12 protein-coding genes are annotated in these 14362 nt (G+C 66.7%); 7 read left to right on the forward strand and 5 right to left on the reverse strand.

The window, feature by feature from the left end:
- Window positions 1-6: 6 nt before the first annotated feature.
- Window positions 7-795: an alpha/beta fold hydrolase gene (locus tag E5CHR_RS22540; RefSeq protein ID WP_162583846.1), complete on the reverse strand. Its 789-nt coding sequence runs from the start codon at window positions 793-795 to the stop codon at window positions 7-9.
- A gap of 107 nt (window positions 796-902) precedes the next feature.
- Between E5CHR_RS22540 and E5CHR_RS22545 the strand changes: the two genes are divergently transcribed.
- Window positions 903-2435 (forward strand): ABC transporter permease/substrate-binding protein, encoded by a 1533-nt coding sequence (locus E5CHR_RS22545; protein WP_174255733.1) that lies wholly within the window; start codon window positions 903-905, stop codon window positions 2433-2435.
- A gap of 906 nt (window positions 2436-3341) precedes the next feature.
- On the opposite strand, the gene E5CHR_RS22550 is transcribed toward E5CHR_RS22545, so the two are convergent.
- The 4 genes from E5CHR_RS22550 to E5CHR_RS22565 form a co-directional block, all read right to left on the reverse strand.
- The gene (locus tag E5CHR_RS22550; protein WP_162581908.1) at window positions 3342-4778 is read right to left on the reverse strand and encodes an aldehyde dehydrogenase family protein; all 1437 of its coding nucleotides are present in this window, start codon (window positions 4776-4778) and stop codon (window positions 3342-3344) included.
- Window positions 4779-4888: 110 nt separating this feature from the next.
- Complete coding sequence (gene kdgD, locus E5CHR_RS22555; RefSeq protein ID WP_162581909.1) at window positions 4889-5800, reverse strand: 5-dehydro-4-deoxyglucarate dehydratase; 912 nt, start codon at window positions 5798-5800, stop codon at window positions 4889-4891.
- A 223-nt stretch (window positions 5801-6023) separates the two neighbouring features.
- Complete coding sequence (locus tag E5CHR_RS22560; RefSeq protein ID WP_162581910.1) at window positions 6024-6995, reverse strand: Bug family tripartite tricarboxylate transporter substrate binding protein; 972 nt, start codon at window positions 6993-6995, stop codon at window positions 6024-6026.
- A 121-nt stretch (window positions 6996-7116) separates the two neighbouring features.
- Window positions 7117-7929, reverse strand: a complete 813-nt coding sequence (locus E5CHR_RS22565) for a FadR/GntR family transcriptional regulator (protein ID WP_162581911.1) — start codon at window positions 7927-7929, stop codon at window positions 7117-7119.
- 68 nt (window positions 7930-7997) lie between these two features.
- Here E5CHR_RS22565 and E5CHR_RS22570 point away from each other — a divergent pair, with 68 nt between their 5' ends.
- From E5CHR_RS22570 to garD, 6 genes are all read left to right on the forward strand, one after another.
- Complete coding sequence (locus tag E5CHR_RS22570; RefSeq protein WP_162581912.1) at window positions 7998-8816, forward strand: NAD-dependent epimerase/dehydratase family protein; 819 nt, start codon at window positions 7998-8000, stop codon at window positions 8814-8816.
- A 70-nt stretch (window positions 8817-8886) separates the two neighbouring features.
- On the forward strand, window positions 8887-9882 hold the full coding sequence (locus E5CHR_RS22575) for a TRAP transporter substrate-binding protein (RefSeq protein ID WP_174255734.1): 996 nt from the start codon (window positions 8887-8889) through the stop codon (window positions 9880-9882).
- A gap of 17 nt (window positions 9883-9899) precedes the next feature.
- Window positions 9900-10430 (forward strand): TRAP transporter small permease, encoded by a 531-nt coding sequence (locus E5CHR_RS22580; RefSeq protein WP_162581913.1) that lies wholly within the window; start codon window positions 9900-9902, stop codon window positions 10428-10430.
- Window positions 10430-11713: a TRAP transporter large permease gene (locus E5CHR_RS22585; RefSeq protein ID WP_162581914.1), complete on the forward strand. Its 1284-nt coding sequence runs from the start codon at window positions 10430-10432 to the stop codon at window positions 11711-11713. The genes E5CHR_RS22580 and E5CHR_RS22585 overlap by 1 nt, the downstream gene beginning before the upstream one ends.
- A gap of 19 nt (window positions 11714-11732) precedes the next feature.
- Complete coding sequence (locus tag E5CHR_RS22590) at window positions 11733-12746, forward strand: lactonase family protein (RefSeq protein WP_162581915.1); 1014 nt, start codon at window positions 11733-11735, stop codon at window positions 12744-12746.
- 10 nt (window positions 12747-12756) lie between these two features.
- The gene (gene garD / locus E5CHR_RS22595) at window positions 12757-14349 is read left to right on the forward strand and encodes a galactarate dehydratase (protein WP_162581916.1); all 1593 of its coding nucleotides are present in this window, start codon (window positions 12757-12759) and stop codon (window positions 14347-14349) included.
- Window positions 14350-14362: the final 13 nt, after the last annotated feature.

Raw genomic sequence — 14362 nt, forward strand, 5'->3', positions numbered from 1 at the left:
GTGGGTTCAGTCGGCCGTGGCTTCGAGGATCAGGCGCGTGGTCTCCTCGGGGGCGTCCCAGTGCGGGAAATGGCCGCAGCGCTCGAACCAGTGCAGACGCGCCCCGGGATACAGCTGCATCGCCCGCGCCGCCTGCCGCGGAAGGCAGATCCGGTCGAGCCGCCCCCAGCCGATCACCAGTGGGCTGGTCAAGCTGCCCGCATCCGCGCCCTGCTGCGCCGGCTCGCGCAGGAGCGCACGCAACACGGCGCCGTAGGAACGCGCGGATGCGTAGCTGCGCATTTCCTCCAGCACCATGGAAGAGGACAGCGCGGCCGGCGCCACCGAGAACTGCGCCATCAGCAGGCTGCGCGACCAGTCGTGTGCGATGAGGCTGGGCATGGCAGATTGGAGGCTGCGCGCCAGCCCGTGCGAGAGCCACGCCGACGCGGCGAAGAGGAAGCGCTCCCAGCCGAGCCAGAAGCCGCCCGGTCCGAGCGATACCACCGAGCCCAGCACGCCGCCGCGCCTCGCCAGCTCGAGCAGCAATCGCCCCCCGACCGAGCTCCCGGCGGCATCGGTGCCGATCAGCTCGTGCTCCCAAAGAAACTGCGCGAGCGCATCGGCCATCGTCTGCATCGAGACCTCGCCGTCGAGCGGTGGACTCTTGCCGAACCCGGGCAGGTCGATCGCGGTCACGCTGCGCCGCTCGGCGAGCGGTTCGATGATGCCCTGCCATGAACGCCAATTGCTGCCCAGTCCATGGACGAGCAGGAGCGACTTGCCTTGACCTCGCCGGACGTAATTGATGAGCACGTCGGTACTCTGCTGCGCCGCGGCACGGCAACGCATCAGCCCCGCTCACGAACTCCTGTAGGAGCGCAACCTGTCGAATTCCGAGGCACGTCGATACACTGCGCCGGATGCATTGCCTGCACCCTCTGCGGCTTCTCGTCCTGTCCTGTCTCGGTCTGCTCTGCGCAGCGATGCCCTCGCACGCACAGGACGCAGGCCTCGGCATCGGCTCCAAGCGCTTCACCGAGTCCTACATCCTGGCCGAAGTGCTGGCGCAGACCGCGGCGCCCCACCTGCCGGCGCCGCCTCGGTTGCGGCAAGGCTTGGGCAACACTGCCATCGTCTACGAGGCCCTGCGTTCGGGCAGCATCGATCTCTATGCCGAATACACCGGCACGGTGGCGTTGGAGATCCTCAAGAACCCGCAGCCGATGACGCGCGAGGCCATGAACGCGGCGCTCGCGCCGCTCGGCCTGGGCATTGCGATTCCGCTCGGCTTCAACGACGGCTATGCGCTCGCCATGCGCGCGGCCGAGGCCGAGCGGCTCGGCGTGCGCACCCTCGGCGACCTGGCACGCCATCCCGAGCTGCGGCTGGGACTTTCCAACGAGTTCATCGGCCGTGCCGATGGCTGGCAAGGCCTGGCTGCCCGTTATGGTTTCACGCAGAAGCCTGCCGGACTCGACCATGGCCTGGCCTATGACGCGATCGCGGCGAAGCAAGTCGACGTCATCGACATCTACACCACCGACGCCAAGATCGAGCACCTGGGCCTGCGGGTGCTGACCGACGACCGTGCCTACTTCCCTCGCTACGACGCGGTCGTGCTGTATCGGCTCGACGTGCCCACGCGCTGGCCGGCGGCCTGGGCCGCGCTGCAGAAGCTCGAGGGCCGCATCGACGAGCGCGCCATGATCGCGATGAACGCACGCGCCGAGTTACAGGGCGTGGCCTTCGACGTGATCGCGCGCGACTATCTGGCGCAAGGCGGCGTGGGCGGCAAGGCCGGCGCCTCCGGCAGCGAAGGCGCGCGCGGCTTCGTCGCCAAACTGTTCGGCCCCGACCTGGGGCGGATCACACGCCAGCATCTTCTGCTGGTGGCGGTCTCGGTCGGGCTCGCGGTCCTGATTGCCGTGCCGCTGGGCATCGCCGTGTTCCCGCACTTGCGCCTGCGGGCCCTGGTGCTCGGGCTCACCGGTCTTCTTCAGACCGTGCCCTCCCTCGCGCTGCTCGCGGTGCTGATCTCTCTCATCGGCGCCATCGGCACCTTGCCGGCACTGATCGCGCTCACGCTCTATTCGCTGTTGCCCATCATGCGCAACACCGTGACCGGCCTGGCCGAGGTGCCGACCGGCCTGCGGCAGGCCGGCACGGCGCTGGGCATGACGGGTGCTCAGAGCCTGCGGCTGGTCTTGCTGCCGCTCGCGCTGCCGACTCTGCTGGCGGGGGTGCGGACGGCCGCCACCATTGCCATCGGGACGGCGACGATTGCGGCTTTCATCGGCGCGGGAGGGTTTGGGGAACGGATCGTGACGGGGCTGGCGCTGAATGACCGCGAGTTGCTGGTGGCGGGGGCGGTGCCGGCGGCGGTGTTGGCGTTGCTGAGTGAGGGGTTGTTCGAGGTGATCGAGTATTGGCTTCGGCGGGGGCGGGCTGGGTGACTACTGGTGTCGGGAGGAGCTTGGCTATTGGTCCTTGCGCGACTGTCGATGCTCGCGCGACTGTCGGTGCTTGCGTGACTGTCGGTGCTTGCGTGACTCGCTAGTCTTACGTTGCGCTTGGGGTGAGGCTGGAGCCGGGGCGTCGTCCCGGCAGCCGAGTCACTTTCTTTTGCTTCGCCAAAAGAAAGTAACCAAAGAAAAGGCGACCCCACTGGCCGCAGCCCTCCGCTTCGCTACGGGAAGCCTCCGGTGCTCGCTTTTCGCGGGGTCCGCGCAAACTCGCTTCGCTCAAACACGCGCGGCCCTGATCCGCGAAAAGCTCCGCTCCTCGGCTACGGCCAGAGGGGACCTGGAATCCAACGCGCCATGGCGCGTCCTTGTGTGGTGTGCAGATGGGCATGAGCTTCGAGTCTTCGCTCACGCTAGCAGTCGAGCACACGCACATCACACGCGCATAGGCACATTCCATGTCCATGCCCGTGCCCGTGCTCGTGCTCGTGCTCGTGCTCAAGTGCGAGGCGCATACGCACGCACCTGTTCCAGGCCTCGCGCAGCGAGGCCGTTGGTGGCCGAGCGAAGCAATGGCCCGTCCATATCCCCTCTGCGCGTGCCGAGGAGCGGAGCTTTTCGCGGATCAGGGCCGCGCGTGTTTGAGCCGCAGGCGAGTTTGCGCGGACCCCGCGAAAAGCGAGCACCGCAGGTTGCCCGTAGCGAAGCGAAGGGTCACGCGCAGTGGGGTCGCCTTTTCTTTGGTTACTTTCTTTTGGCGAAGCAAAAGAAAGTGACTCGGCTGCCGGGACGACGCCCCGGCTCCAGCCTTCAACAAAGCGCAACGTCCCAATCGAAGACCGGTGCACCTCACCCAGCCCCCTCCCAGAGGGAAAGGGAAAGACGGAACCAAAGAAATCAAGCCAACGTATACGCCGTCTTCACCACAGTAAAAAACTCCTGCGCATACCGCCCCTGCTCCCGCGCCCCATAGCTCGACCCCTTCCTCCCGCCAAAAGGCACGTGGTAATCGACGCCCGCAGTCGGCAGGTTCACCATCACCATCCCCGCCTGGCTGTGCCGCTTGAAGTGCGTCGCGTACTTCAGCGAAGTCGTGGCGATGCCTGCGGACAGCCCGAACTCCGTGTCGTTCGCCGTCGCCAGCGCCTCCTCGTAGTTCTTCACGCGGATGACGCTCGCCACCGGCCCGAAGATCTCTTCCTTGTTGATGCGCATGCTTCCGACCGTTTCGCTGAACAGCGCGGGCGACATGTAGTAGCCCTCGGTGTCCAGCCTCAACCGGTCGCCGCCAGCCACGAGGCTGGCGCCTTCGCCCCGGCCGATGTCGATGTACTCCAGGTCTTGCTGCAGTTGGCTCTCGCTGGAGACCGGGCCGATGTCGGTGCCCTGCGCCAGCGCATCGCCGACCTTGATCTTCGCCATGCGCGCCTTCATCGCCTCGATGAACTTCGGGTAGATGCCCTCGGTCACGATCAGCCGGCTCGACGCGGTGCAGCGCTGGCCGGTCGAATAGAAAGCGCTCTGCACGCTGAGCTCGACCGCCTGGTTCAGGTCGGCATCGTCGAGCACCACCTGCGGATTCTTGCCGCCCATCTCGAGCTGCACCTTCTTGTGCGTCGTGGCGCATTGCACCGCGATGCGGCGGCCGACGCCGACCGAACCGGTGAAGCTGATGGCCTGGATGCCCGGATGGTTGACCAGCGCATCGCCGATGACGCTGCCGCGCCCCATCACCAGGTTGAAGACGCCGGCCGGGATGCCCGAGCGGCTGATGATCTCGGCCAGCGCCCAGGCGCAGCCGGGCACCAGGTCGGCGGGCTTGAGCACCACGCAGTTGCCGTAGGCCAGCGCGGGCGCCACCTTCCAGGCCGGGATCGCGATCGGAAAGTTCCACGGGGTGATCAGCCCCACCACGCCGACCGGCTCGCGCGTGATCTCGATGCCGATGCCGGGGCGCACCGACGGGATCACCTCGCCCGCCAGGCGCAGGCATTCGCCAGCGAAGAACTTGAAGATGTGGCCGGCGCGCGTCGCCTCGCCGATGCCTTCGGCGCGGGTCTTGCCCTCCTCGCGCGCCAGCAGCGTGCCCAGCTCTTCCTTGCGCGCCAGGATCTCGTTGCCGATCTTGTCCAACGCATCCGAGCGCGCCTGCACGCTGCCGGTGGACCAGGCCGGGAAGGCGGCGTTGGCAGCCGCCACCGCTTCATCGACCTGGGCCGCGTCACCCTGGGCGTAGTGGCCGAGCACGTCCTGCAGGTTGCTCGGGTTGGTGTTGGGGCTGTAGCTGGCGCCGCTGCGCCATTCGCCGTTGATCAGGTTGTCGAAGTTCTGCATGACAGTCCTTGTGTCGGTCGGAAAAAATGCGGGGCCGTCTGGGCGGCCCCGCACGCTGTCTCAAGAATAGGCGAGCCGCGGCGCGTCGGCCAGGGCGCCGCCCTGCAACCCTACTGCGGCCCGAGTTGGCCGATGAGCGAGGCCAGGGCGTCGTACTCCTGCGGCTTGAGTTCGGTGAGCGGCGTGCGCACCGGTCCTGCGTCGTGCCCGACGATGCGCGCCCCGGCCTTGACGATGCTCACCGCATAGCCCTGGCCCTTGTTGCGGATCTCGAGGTAAGGCATGAAGAACTGCTTGAGCAGCCGGTGCTGCGTCGCCGTGTCGTCGGCCGCCACCGCCTTGTAGAAGTCCATCGCGGTCTTCGGAATGAAGTTGAAGACCGCCGAGGAATACACCGGCGTGCCCAGCGCCTTGTAGGCCGCCGCGTAGACCTCGGCCGTCGGCAGGCCGCCGAGATAGGCGAAGCGATCGCCCATGCGCAGGTGGATCGAGCTCATGAGCTCGATGTCGCCGATGCCATCCTTGAAGCCGACGAGATTGGGGCAGCGCTCGGCCAGCTTCGCCAGGGTATCGGGGTACAGCCTGCTCTGGCCGCGGTTGTAGACGATGACGCCGAACTTCACGCTCTTGCACACCGCCTCCACGTGCGCGGCCAGTCCTTCCTGGCCGGCTTCGGTCAGGTAGTGCGGCAGCAGCAGGACGCCGTGGGCGCCGGCCTTCTCGGCAGCCTGCGCGCACTGGATCGCAAAGCGCGTGGGGCCACCCGCGCCCGCGATGATCGGCACCTTGCCGCGGCAGGTCTGCACCGCCGTCTCGATGATCTCCGGGTACTCGTCACTGGTAAGCGAGAAGAACTCGCCCGTGCCGCCGGCGGCGAACAGCGCGCTCGCGCCGTAGGGGGCCAGCCATTCAAGGCGCTCGATGTAACCCCTCTTGTGGAAGTTGCCCTCGGCATCGAAGTCGGTCAACGGAAAAGACAGCAGGCCGGAGCCCATGATGGATTTGAGTTCCTGGGGATTCATCCAAAGATCCTAAAAAAAGAGTGAAGGAAAGTCGGGGAACACCGCGGAACCGGCTTTGCCGGGCTGCTGGTGTTGCCCCCGGTGGGGGGTGGGCGGCTACACGAAGTGAGCCAACCTGGGGGAGAGCCAAGTAACGCCGCGGAACCGGCTTTGCCGGGCCGCTGGTGTTGCCTCCGTAAAAAAGGGGGCGGCCACACGAAGTGAGGCACCCTGGGACAGAGCTTCAGTCAAGCTTGATCTGCGCCGCGTCGACCACTTTGGCCCAGCGCGCGCGTTCCTTGTTGAAGAACTGCTCCTGCTCGGCGGGCGTCATGGTCACGACTTCGGCGCCTTGCCCGGCCAGGCGCGAGCGGATGTCGGCCGAGCGAATGATGGCGACCAGCTCCTTGTTGAGGCGCTGGATGACGGCGTCGGGCGTGCCGCGCGGCGCCAGCAGGCCCTGCCACGTGCCCGACTCGAAGCCCGCCACGCCCTGCTCGGCGATGGTGGGCACGTCGCCGATCAGCGGCATGCGGGTGGACTTGGAAACGCCCAGCACCTTGAGCTTGCCGCTCTGCACGTGCGGCAGCGTGGCGAGCATGCCGTTCATCAGCACCTGGGTCTGGCCGCCGACCGTGTCCTGGATGGCCTGCACGCCGCCCTTGTACGGCACGTACTGCCAGCGCGCGCCGCTCGCGCGCTCGAGCGCCACGCCGGCCAGGTGGGGGGCGCTGCCGGTGGCGGTCACCGCGAAGTTCAGGTCGGCCTTCTTCGACAGCGCGACCAGTTCCTTCAGGCTGCTCGCCTGCACGGACGGATGCACCACCAGCAGGTGCGGCGAATAGGCCAGCATGGTGACGCCGCGCAGGTCCTTCGAGGGATCGAAGGAGAGCTTGGTGTAGACCGATGGGCTGATCGCCAGCGCGCCGACGTCGCAAAGCAACAGCGTGTAGCCGTCGCCCGGGGCCTTGGCCACGAGGTCGGCGCCGAGGTTGCCGTTGGCGCCCGCGCGGTTCTCCACGATCACCGATTGCTTGAGCGCCTCCGACAGGGGCTGGCTGATGGCGCGCGCGATGATGTCGGACGAGCCCCCCGGCGGGTACGGCACCACGATGCGCACGGGCTTGGAAGGCCAGGCGTCGGCTGCATGCGCAGCGCTGGCCAGCAGGCTGACGCCGACGGCGCCGAGCACGAGATCGCGTCGATTCAAGGTCATGACTTGGGTCTCCTAATGAAGGGGATGGGAAGTGCGTGCGGGCACGCCGAAGTCTGGGTTGTTCTAAGTTATCAGTCATCGTACAACTTAAGACGTGCGATGTCCAGCGATCGGACGCCGTTCAGGCGGAAGGTTCCTCGCCACCTTGCGCAGGTGCCTTGCTTTCGCGCTGGGCGGCTTCCTGCGCAACGCGCAGGCGCTCGCGGCTGTTCGTCAGATGGATGCGCATGGCCGCCCGTGCCGAGTCCGGATCGCCTCGCGCGATGGCTGCATAGATTTCTTCGTGCTCGCGGTTGACCCGGCTCAGGTACTCGCCGCGGCGGTCGTGGTTGCGGATGGCCGTGATGCGGGTCCGCGGAATGATCGTGGTGCCGAGGTGGCTCATGATGTCCGCGAAGTACGGATTGCCGGTGGCCTGCGCAATTTGCAAGTGGAAGCGGAAGTCGGGTGCCACCGTGTCTCCTGCCACTGCCACGTTGCGCTCGAAATCGTCCAGTGCGTCGCGCAATGCCGCCAATTGCTCCTCGGTGCGGCGGGTCGCCGCCAGGCCGGCCGATTCGGTCTCCAGGCTGATTCGCAGTTCCAGCACCGCCAGCACGTCGACCGTGGTGGCGATATCGGAGGCCTCCAGCCGGAACATCCCCGGCGCCCGGGGCTGCAGCACGAAGGTGCCGATGCCGTGGTGCGTTTCCACCAGCCCGCCGGCCTGCAGCTTCGACAGAGCCTCGCGCACCACGGTGCGGCTGACGCCGTAGGCCTGCATGATGGCCGACTCGGTCGGCAGCTTGTCGCCCGGGCGCAGTTGCTGGCTGCGGATCTTCTCCCCCAGGTCGTCGACCAGGCCGTGCGCCAGGCCGCGACCGCGGCGGCGCGGTCTTTCGACCGAGGTGGCCGGCTCGGCGGCTGCGGTTGTCCCGGTTGACAGGTTCGACATGGGGTGATGATAATCACCCGAGCGTTGTACGACAACCGATAACCTACGACTCACAGAGACAAGCAACGATGAGTGCGCCTTCCTCCCCTCCCCGTTTGAATCGATTGCTGTTGACCGGAGCCGCTGGCGGACTGGGCAAGGTACTGCGCGAACGCCTGCGTCCCTTTGCCCGCACGTTGCGGGTGTCCGACATCGCCGCGCTCGCGCCGGCCGAAGGCTCCCACGAAGAGGTCGTGCCCTGCGACCTCTCCGACAATGCCGCCGTCGATGCGATGGTCGCCGGCTGCGACGCGATCGTGCACCTTGGGGGCGTCTCCGTCGAACGCCCTTTCGAGGAAGTCCTCGAGGCCAACATCAAGGGCGTCTTCCATATATATGAAGGTGCGCGCCGTCACGGCGTCAAGCGAGTAGTCTTCGCCAGCTCCAACCATGTGATCGGCTTCTACAAGCAAAGCGAAAAGATCGACGCCCACGCGGCGCGCCGGCCCGACGGCTACTACGGCCTGTCGAAGTCATTCGGCGAGGACGTGGCCCAGTTCTACTTCGACCGCTGGGGCATCGAGACGGTGAGCATCCGCATCGGCTCCTCGTTCCCCGAACCGGCCAACCGCCGGATGATGAGCACCTGGCTCAGCTACCGCGACCTGACAGCGCTGATCGAGAAGTCGCTGTTCACGCCGGACATCGGGCACATGGTGGTCTACGGCATGTCCGCCAACCGCGACGTCTGGTGGGACAACCACGCCGCGGCGCAGCTCGGCTTCCAGCCGCAGGACAGCTCGGAGGTCTTCCGCGCCAAGGTCGAGGCCCAGCCGCCGGTGGCTGCCGACGATCCCAATGCCGTCTACCAGGGCGGCGCTTTCACGGCGCAAGGCCCGTTCGAATGAGATGTGCCGGCGGAAAGCGGGCCCCTCTTCTTTCTTCGTTCCAGATTCACACAACACCTCGGAGACTTTCATGACGTTTTCTCGCACTCTCATGGCTGCCTGCACGGCGGCAGCTGCCTTTGCCTGGGGCGCAACCCTTCCCACTCCGTCCCAGGCCCAGACGATGACGCTCAAGGCCGCCGACGTGCATCCCGCCGGCTATCCCAACGTCGTGGCGATCGAACACATGGGCAAGAAGCTCGAGGAGGCCACCAAGGGCCGCATCAAGCTCCAGATGTTCCCGGGCTCCGTGCTCGGCGGCGAGAAGGAGATGATCGAGCAGACGCAGGTGGGCGCCATCCAGATCCTGCGCACCTCGCTCGGCCCCATCGGCCCCGTGGTGCCGGAGGTCAACGTCTTCAACATGCCTTTCGTATTCCGCGACGAAGCGCACATGCGCGCAGTGATCGACGGGCCGATCGGCCAGGAGATGCTCGACAAGATCACCGCCTCGCCCGCCAAGCTCGTCGGCCTCGGCTGGATGGACGGTGGCTCGCGCAGCCTCTATACGAAGAAGCCGGTGCGCACGCCCGCCGACCTGAAGGGCATGAAGATCCGGATGATGGGCAACCCCTTGTTCGTCGACACGATGAACGCGATGGGCGGCAACGGCATCTCGATGGGCTATGGCGAAGTCTTCACGGCGATCCAGACTGGCGTGGTCGATGGCGCCGAGAACAACCCGCCCACCCTCTTCACCGCCAACCACTACCAGGCCGGCGCCAAGTACTACACGCAGACCAATCACCTGATCATTCCCGAGATCTTCGTCATGTCGAAGGTCACCTGGGACAAGCTGTCGAAGGACGATCAGGCGCTGGTCAAGAAGTTCTCGCGCGAGGCACAGATGGAGCAGCGCGCGCTGTGGGACAAGAGCGTCGCCGACTACACAGCCAAGCTGAAGGCGGCAGGCGTCGAATTCATCAATATCGACAACAAGCCGTTCTATGACGCGACCGCGCCGGTTCGGGCCAAGTACGGCGCGGACTACGCCACCCTGATCAAGCGCATCGAAGCCACCAAGTAGCAGGGAGCGCTTTCCCCATGGATCCCCTCTTCGTGCGCGCTTGCGACCGGCTCTACCTCGCCTGCATCTGGCTGGCCGGTTTCGCCATCTTCCTGATGTCCCTGATCATTCCCTGGGGGGTATTCACGCGGTACGTGCTCGGCACCGGATCGCAGTGGCCGGAACCCGTCGCCATCCTGTTCATGATGGTATTCACCTTCATCGGCGCTGCGGCGGCTTATCGGGCCGGTGCCCACATCGCCGTCTCGATGATCACCGACCTGCTGCGCGAGCCCCTGAAGAAGGCGCTCGCAGTGCTGGTGGATCTGCTGATGATCGTCGTGTGCGCGTTCGTCGCCTATTACGGCACGCGGCTGTGCATGGAGACCTGGCACCAGTCGATCAGCGAGCTGCCCTGGCTGCCCGTCGGGGTCACGTATGCCGCGCTGCCCGCCGGCTCGGCGGTGACGCTGGTCTTCGTGATCGAGCGCATGGCTTGCGGGAGTCAGGCCCATCGCAACGTCGTGCGCTACGAGGAAGGCGCTGACGCCCCCGAGGGAGCGCGCTGATGGACGCCTTCGTCTTGCTCGGCAGCTTCGCGCTGCTGATGATGCTCGGGATGCCCATCGCCTACGCGCTGGGCCTGTCGGCGCTGATCGGCGCGCTCTGGATCGATATCCCGCTCGACGCGGTGATGATCCAGCTCGCATCCGGCGTCAACAAGTTCTCGCTGCTCGCCATCCCCTTCTTCGTCTTGGCCGGGGCCATCATGGCCGAAGGCGGCATGTCACGCCGGCTGGTGGCATTCGCGGGCGTGCTGGTGGGCTTCATTCGCGGCGGCCTTTCGCTGGTGAACATTCTGGCGTCCACCTTTTTTGGCGCAATCTCCGGGTCGTCGGTGGCCGACACGGCTTCCATCGGCTCGGTCCTGATTCCCGAAATGGAGAGGAAAGGCTACCCGCGCGACTTCGCGACCGCCGTGACGGTCAGCGGCTCGGTGCAGGCCATCCTGATTCCGCCGAGCCACAACGCGGTGCTGTATTCGCTGGCTGCCGGCGGCTCCGTGTCGATCGCCAGCCTGTTCGTCGCGGGCGTGCTCCCCGGCCTGCTGATGGGCCTGTCGCTTGCCGTCCTCTGCCTGGTCATCGCCAGCCGGAAGAATTACCCCAAGGGCGAGGTAATCCCGCTGCGCCAGGCGCTGAAGATCTGCCTGGATGCGATGTGGGGCCTGATGACCATGGTGATCATTCTCGGCGGCATCCTGTCGGGCGTCTTCACCGCCAACGAGTCGGCCTCGATCGCGGTTGTCTGGGCCTTCTTCGTCACGATGTTCATCTACCGCGACTACAAATGGCGCGACCTGCCGAAGCTGGTGCATCGCACCGTGAAGACAGTGACGATCGTGATGATCCTGATCGGCTTCGCTGCCAGCTTCGGCTACATGATGACGCTGATGCAGATTCCGCTGAAGGTCACGACCTTCTTCACCAGCGTCTCGGACAACAAGTACGTGGTCCTGATGATGATCAACGTGATGCTGCTGGTGCTCGGCACGCTGATGGACATGTCCCCGCTGATCCTCATCCTCACGCCGATCCTGCTGCCCGTGGTCAAGCTGCTCGGCGTCGATCCCGTGCACTTCGGCATGATCATGATGGTGAACCTGGGCATCGGCCTCATCACGCCACCGGTCGGAACGGTGCTGTTCGTCGGAAGCGCGGTCTCCAAATTGTCGATCGGGGTCGTCACACGGGCGGCGGCGCCCTTCCTGGTCGCGCTGTTCCTCGTGCTGATCGCCGTGACCTACGTGCCCGCGCTGTCGCTGTGGCTGCCGCGCGCGCTCGGCCTCTGACGATACAGGCCTTATCGCCATGACCGCCGCCGTGTACGTCTCCAATGCCGAGAGTGGCGATATCACGGTCTTCTCGCTCGACGAGCGCACCGGGACGCTTACGCGGCGCCAGGACGTCGCCGTCGGCGGCACGCTGATGCCGATGGCACTCAGCCCCGACCGGCGGCGGCTGTACGTCGCGAGGCGTTCGGCACCGCTGGCCGTCATCGGCTTCTCGATCGATCCGGCAAGCGGCCGACTCGCTCCGCTGGGCGAGGCGCCACTGGCGCACAGCATGGCCTACATCGCCACCGATCGCAGCGGACGCCATCTGTTCAGCGCGTCCTATGGCGGCCACCTGGTCGCGGTCAACCCCATCGATGCCGATGGCAAGCCGCAAGCTGCGCGGCAGATCATCCCCACCGGCTCGAATGCGCATTGCGTCCAGGCCGATGCCGCCAACCGCCATGTTTATGCCACCTGCCTGGGCAGCGGCGTGGTCATGCACTGGCATTTCGATGCTGCGAGCGGGACGCTGGCACCCGCAGAGCCGGCTGCGTGGGAGGCCCCGCCCGGTTCCGGTCCGCGCCACTTCGTCTTCGCACCAGGAGGCCGGTTCATCTACCTGCTCGGCGAACTCGACGGGTCGATCACGGTCCTCGGGGTCGACGCAGCCAGCGGCGCGCTGACGGCGCTGCAAAGTCTTGCCATGCTGCCGCCGGGCTTCACGGGCGAGCCGTGGGCTGCCGACTTGCATCTCACACCCGATGGCCGCTTTCTCTATGCCTGCGAGCGGCGCTCCAGCACGCTTGCCATCATCGCAGTAGACGCCCTCGACGGACGGCTGGCGGCGCCGCGGTACGTACCGACGGAAGCGCAGCCCCGCGGCTTTGCCATTGATGCCCGGGGCCTCTTTCTCGTCGCCGCCGGCCAGCTCTCTCATCGTGTGACCCTCTACGCGATCGATCCTGATTCCGGTGCACTGGCAGTCCGTGACACGGCCGCCGCCGGTCGCGACCCGAACTGGGTCGAGATCGTCGCGCTGTCTGAATGATTCGTCGCCCATGACCCCTCCGCTCCAAGCCACCGCCCCGCTGACCATCCACATGCACGAGCGCGACAACGTCGCGATCGTGGCCAACGACGGCGGCCTTCCGGCGGGCACGGTGTTCCCCTCGGGACTGACGCTGCGCGAGAAGGTGCCGCAGGCGCACAAGGTCGCGCTGGTCGACATTCCCGAAGGCGGCGAGGTGCGCCGCTACGACGTCGTGATCGGCTATGCGCTGAAGCCCATCGCGGCCGGCAGCTGGGTCCACGAGCGCCTGCTGCGGATGCCCGCCGCCCGCGCCCTCGACGGCCTGCCGATCGCGACAGTGAAGCCTCCGCGGCAGGCGCCGCTGGAGGGCTACACCTTCGAGGGCTACCGCAACCCGGACGGCTCGGTCGGCACGCGCAACATCCTGGCCATCACCCAGACCGTGCAGTGCGTGGCCGGCGTGACCGAGTTCGCGGTGCAGCGCATCAAGGCCGAACTGCTGCCGAAGTACCCGAACGTCGACGACGTGGTCGCCCTGGAGCACGGCTATGGCTGCGGCGTGGCGATCGACGCGCCAGACGCGGTCATTCCCATCCGCACGCTGCGCAACATCAGCCTCAACCCGAACTTCGGCGGCGAGGTGATGGTCGTCAGCCTGGGTTGCGAGAAGCTGCAGCCCGAGCGACTGCTTCCGCCCGGCACGATCCCGCTGATCGACGAGCGCAACGTGGCCGACATCGGCGCCACCGCCGAGCCCAAGCTCGACGTGGTCTGCCTGCAGGACGAAGCGCACGTCGGCTTCATGTCGATGGTCGATGCCATCCTGCGCCAGGCCGAGGAACACCTCGAGCGGCTGAATGCCCGGCGTCGCGAGACGGTGCCGGCCAGCGAGCTGGTGGTCGGCGTGCAATGCGGCGGCAGCGATGCCTTCTCGGGCGTCACCGCCAACCCGGCCGTGGGCTTCTGCACCGACCTGCTGGTGCGCGCCGGCGCGACCGTGATGTTCTCGGAGGTGACGGAGGTACGCGACGGCATCGACCAGCTCACCTCGCGGGCCGCGACGCCGGAAGTGGCCGAGGCCATGATCCGCGAGATGGCCTGGTACGACGCCTACCTCGACCGCGGCCGGGTCGACCGCAGCGCCAACACCACGCCCGGCAACAAGAAGGGCGGGCTCTCCAACATCGTCGAGAAGGCGATGGGCTCGATCGTGAAGTCGGGCAGTGCGCCGATTTCCGGCGTAGTGCCGCCCGGCGAAAAGGCGCGGCAGAAGGGCCTGCTCTACGCGGCGACGCCGGCCTCGGACTTCATCTGCGGCACGCTGCAGCTCGCGGCCGGCATCAACCTGCATGTCTTCACCACCGGCCGCGGCACGCCTTACGGGCTGGCCGAGGTGCCGGTGATCAAGGTCGCCACCCGCAGCGAGCTGGCGCGCCGCTGGCACGACCTGATGGACGTCAACGCAGGCCGCATCGCCGATGGCGAAGCCAGCATCGAGGACGTGGGCTGGGAACTGTTCCGGCTCATGCTCGATGTCGCGAGCGGCCGAAGGAAGACCTGGGCCGAGCACTGGAAGCTGCACAACGCACTGGTGCTGTTCAACCCTGCACCCGTCACCTGAAAGGAAGAGAAGC

Origin of the sequence: Variovorax sp. PBS-H4 (assembly GCF_901827205.1) — a bacterium.
Lineage (GTDB): Bacteria > Pseudomonadota > Gammaproteobacteria > Burkholderiales > Burkholderiaceae_C > Variovorax.

Coding starts and splice junctions, on each gene's coding strand:
- E5CHR_RS22545 (WP_174255733.1), top strand. CDS start 903: ATGCATTGCCTGCACCCTCTGCGGCTTCTCGTCCTGTCCTGTCTCGGT.
- E5CHR_RS22550 (WP_162581908.1), bottom strand. CDS start 4,778: ATGCAGAACTTCGACAACCTGATCAACGGCGAATGGCGCAGCGGCGCC.
- kdgD (WP_162581909.1), bottom strand. CDS start 5,800: ATGAATCCCCAGGAACTCAAATCCATCATGGGCTCCGGCCTGCTGTCT.
- E5CHR_RS22560 (WP_162581910.1), bottom strand. CDS start 6,995: ATGACCTTGAATCGACGCGATCTCGTGCTCGGCGCCGTCGGCGTCAGC.
- E5CHR_RS22565 (WP_162581911.1), bottom strand. CDS start 7,929: ATGTCGAACCTGTCAACCGGGACAACCGCAGCCGCCGAGCCGGCCACC.
- E5CHR_RS22570 (WP_162581912.1), top strand. CDS start 7,998: ATGAGTGCGCCTTCCTCCCCTCCCCGTTTGAATCGATTGCTGTTGACC.
- E5CHR_RS22575 (WP_174255734.1), top strand. CDS start 8,887: ATGACGTTTTCTCGCACTCTCATGGCTGCCTGCACGGCGGCAGCTGCC.
- E5CHR_RS22580 (WP_162581913.1), top strand. CDS start 9,900: ATGGATCCCCTCTTCGTGCGCGCTTGCGACCGGCTCTACCTCGCCTGC.
- E5CHR_RS22585 (WP_162581914.1), top strand. CDS start 10,430: ATGGACGCCTTCGTCTTGCTCGGCAGCTTCGCGCTGCTGATGATGCTC.
- E5CHR_RS22590 (WP_162581915.1), top strand. CDS start 11,733: ATGACCGCCGCCGTGTACGTCTCCAATGCCGAGAGTGGCGATATCACG.
- garD (WP_162581916.1), top strand. CDS start 12,757: ATGACCCCTCCGCTCCAAGCCACCGCCCCGCTGACCATCCACATGCAC.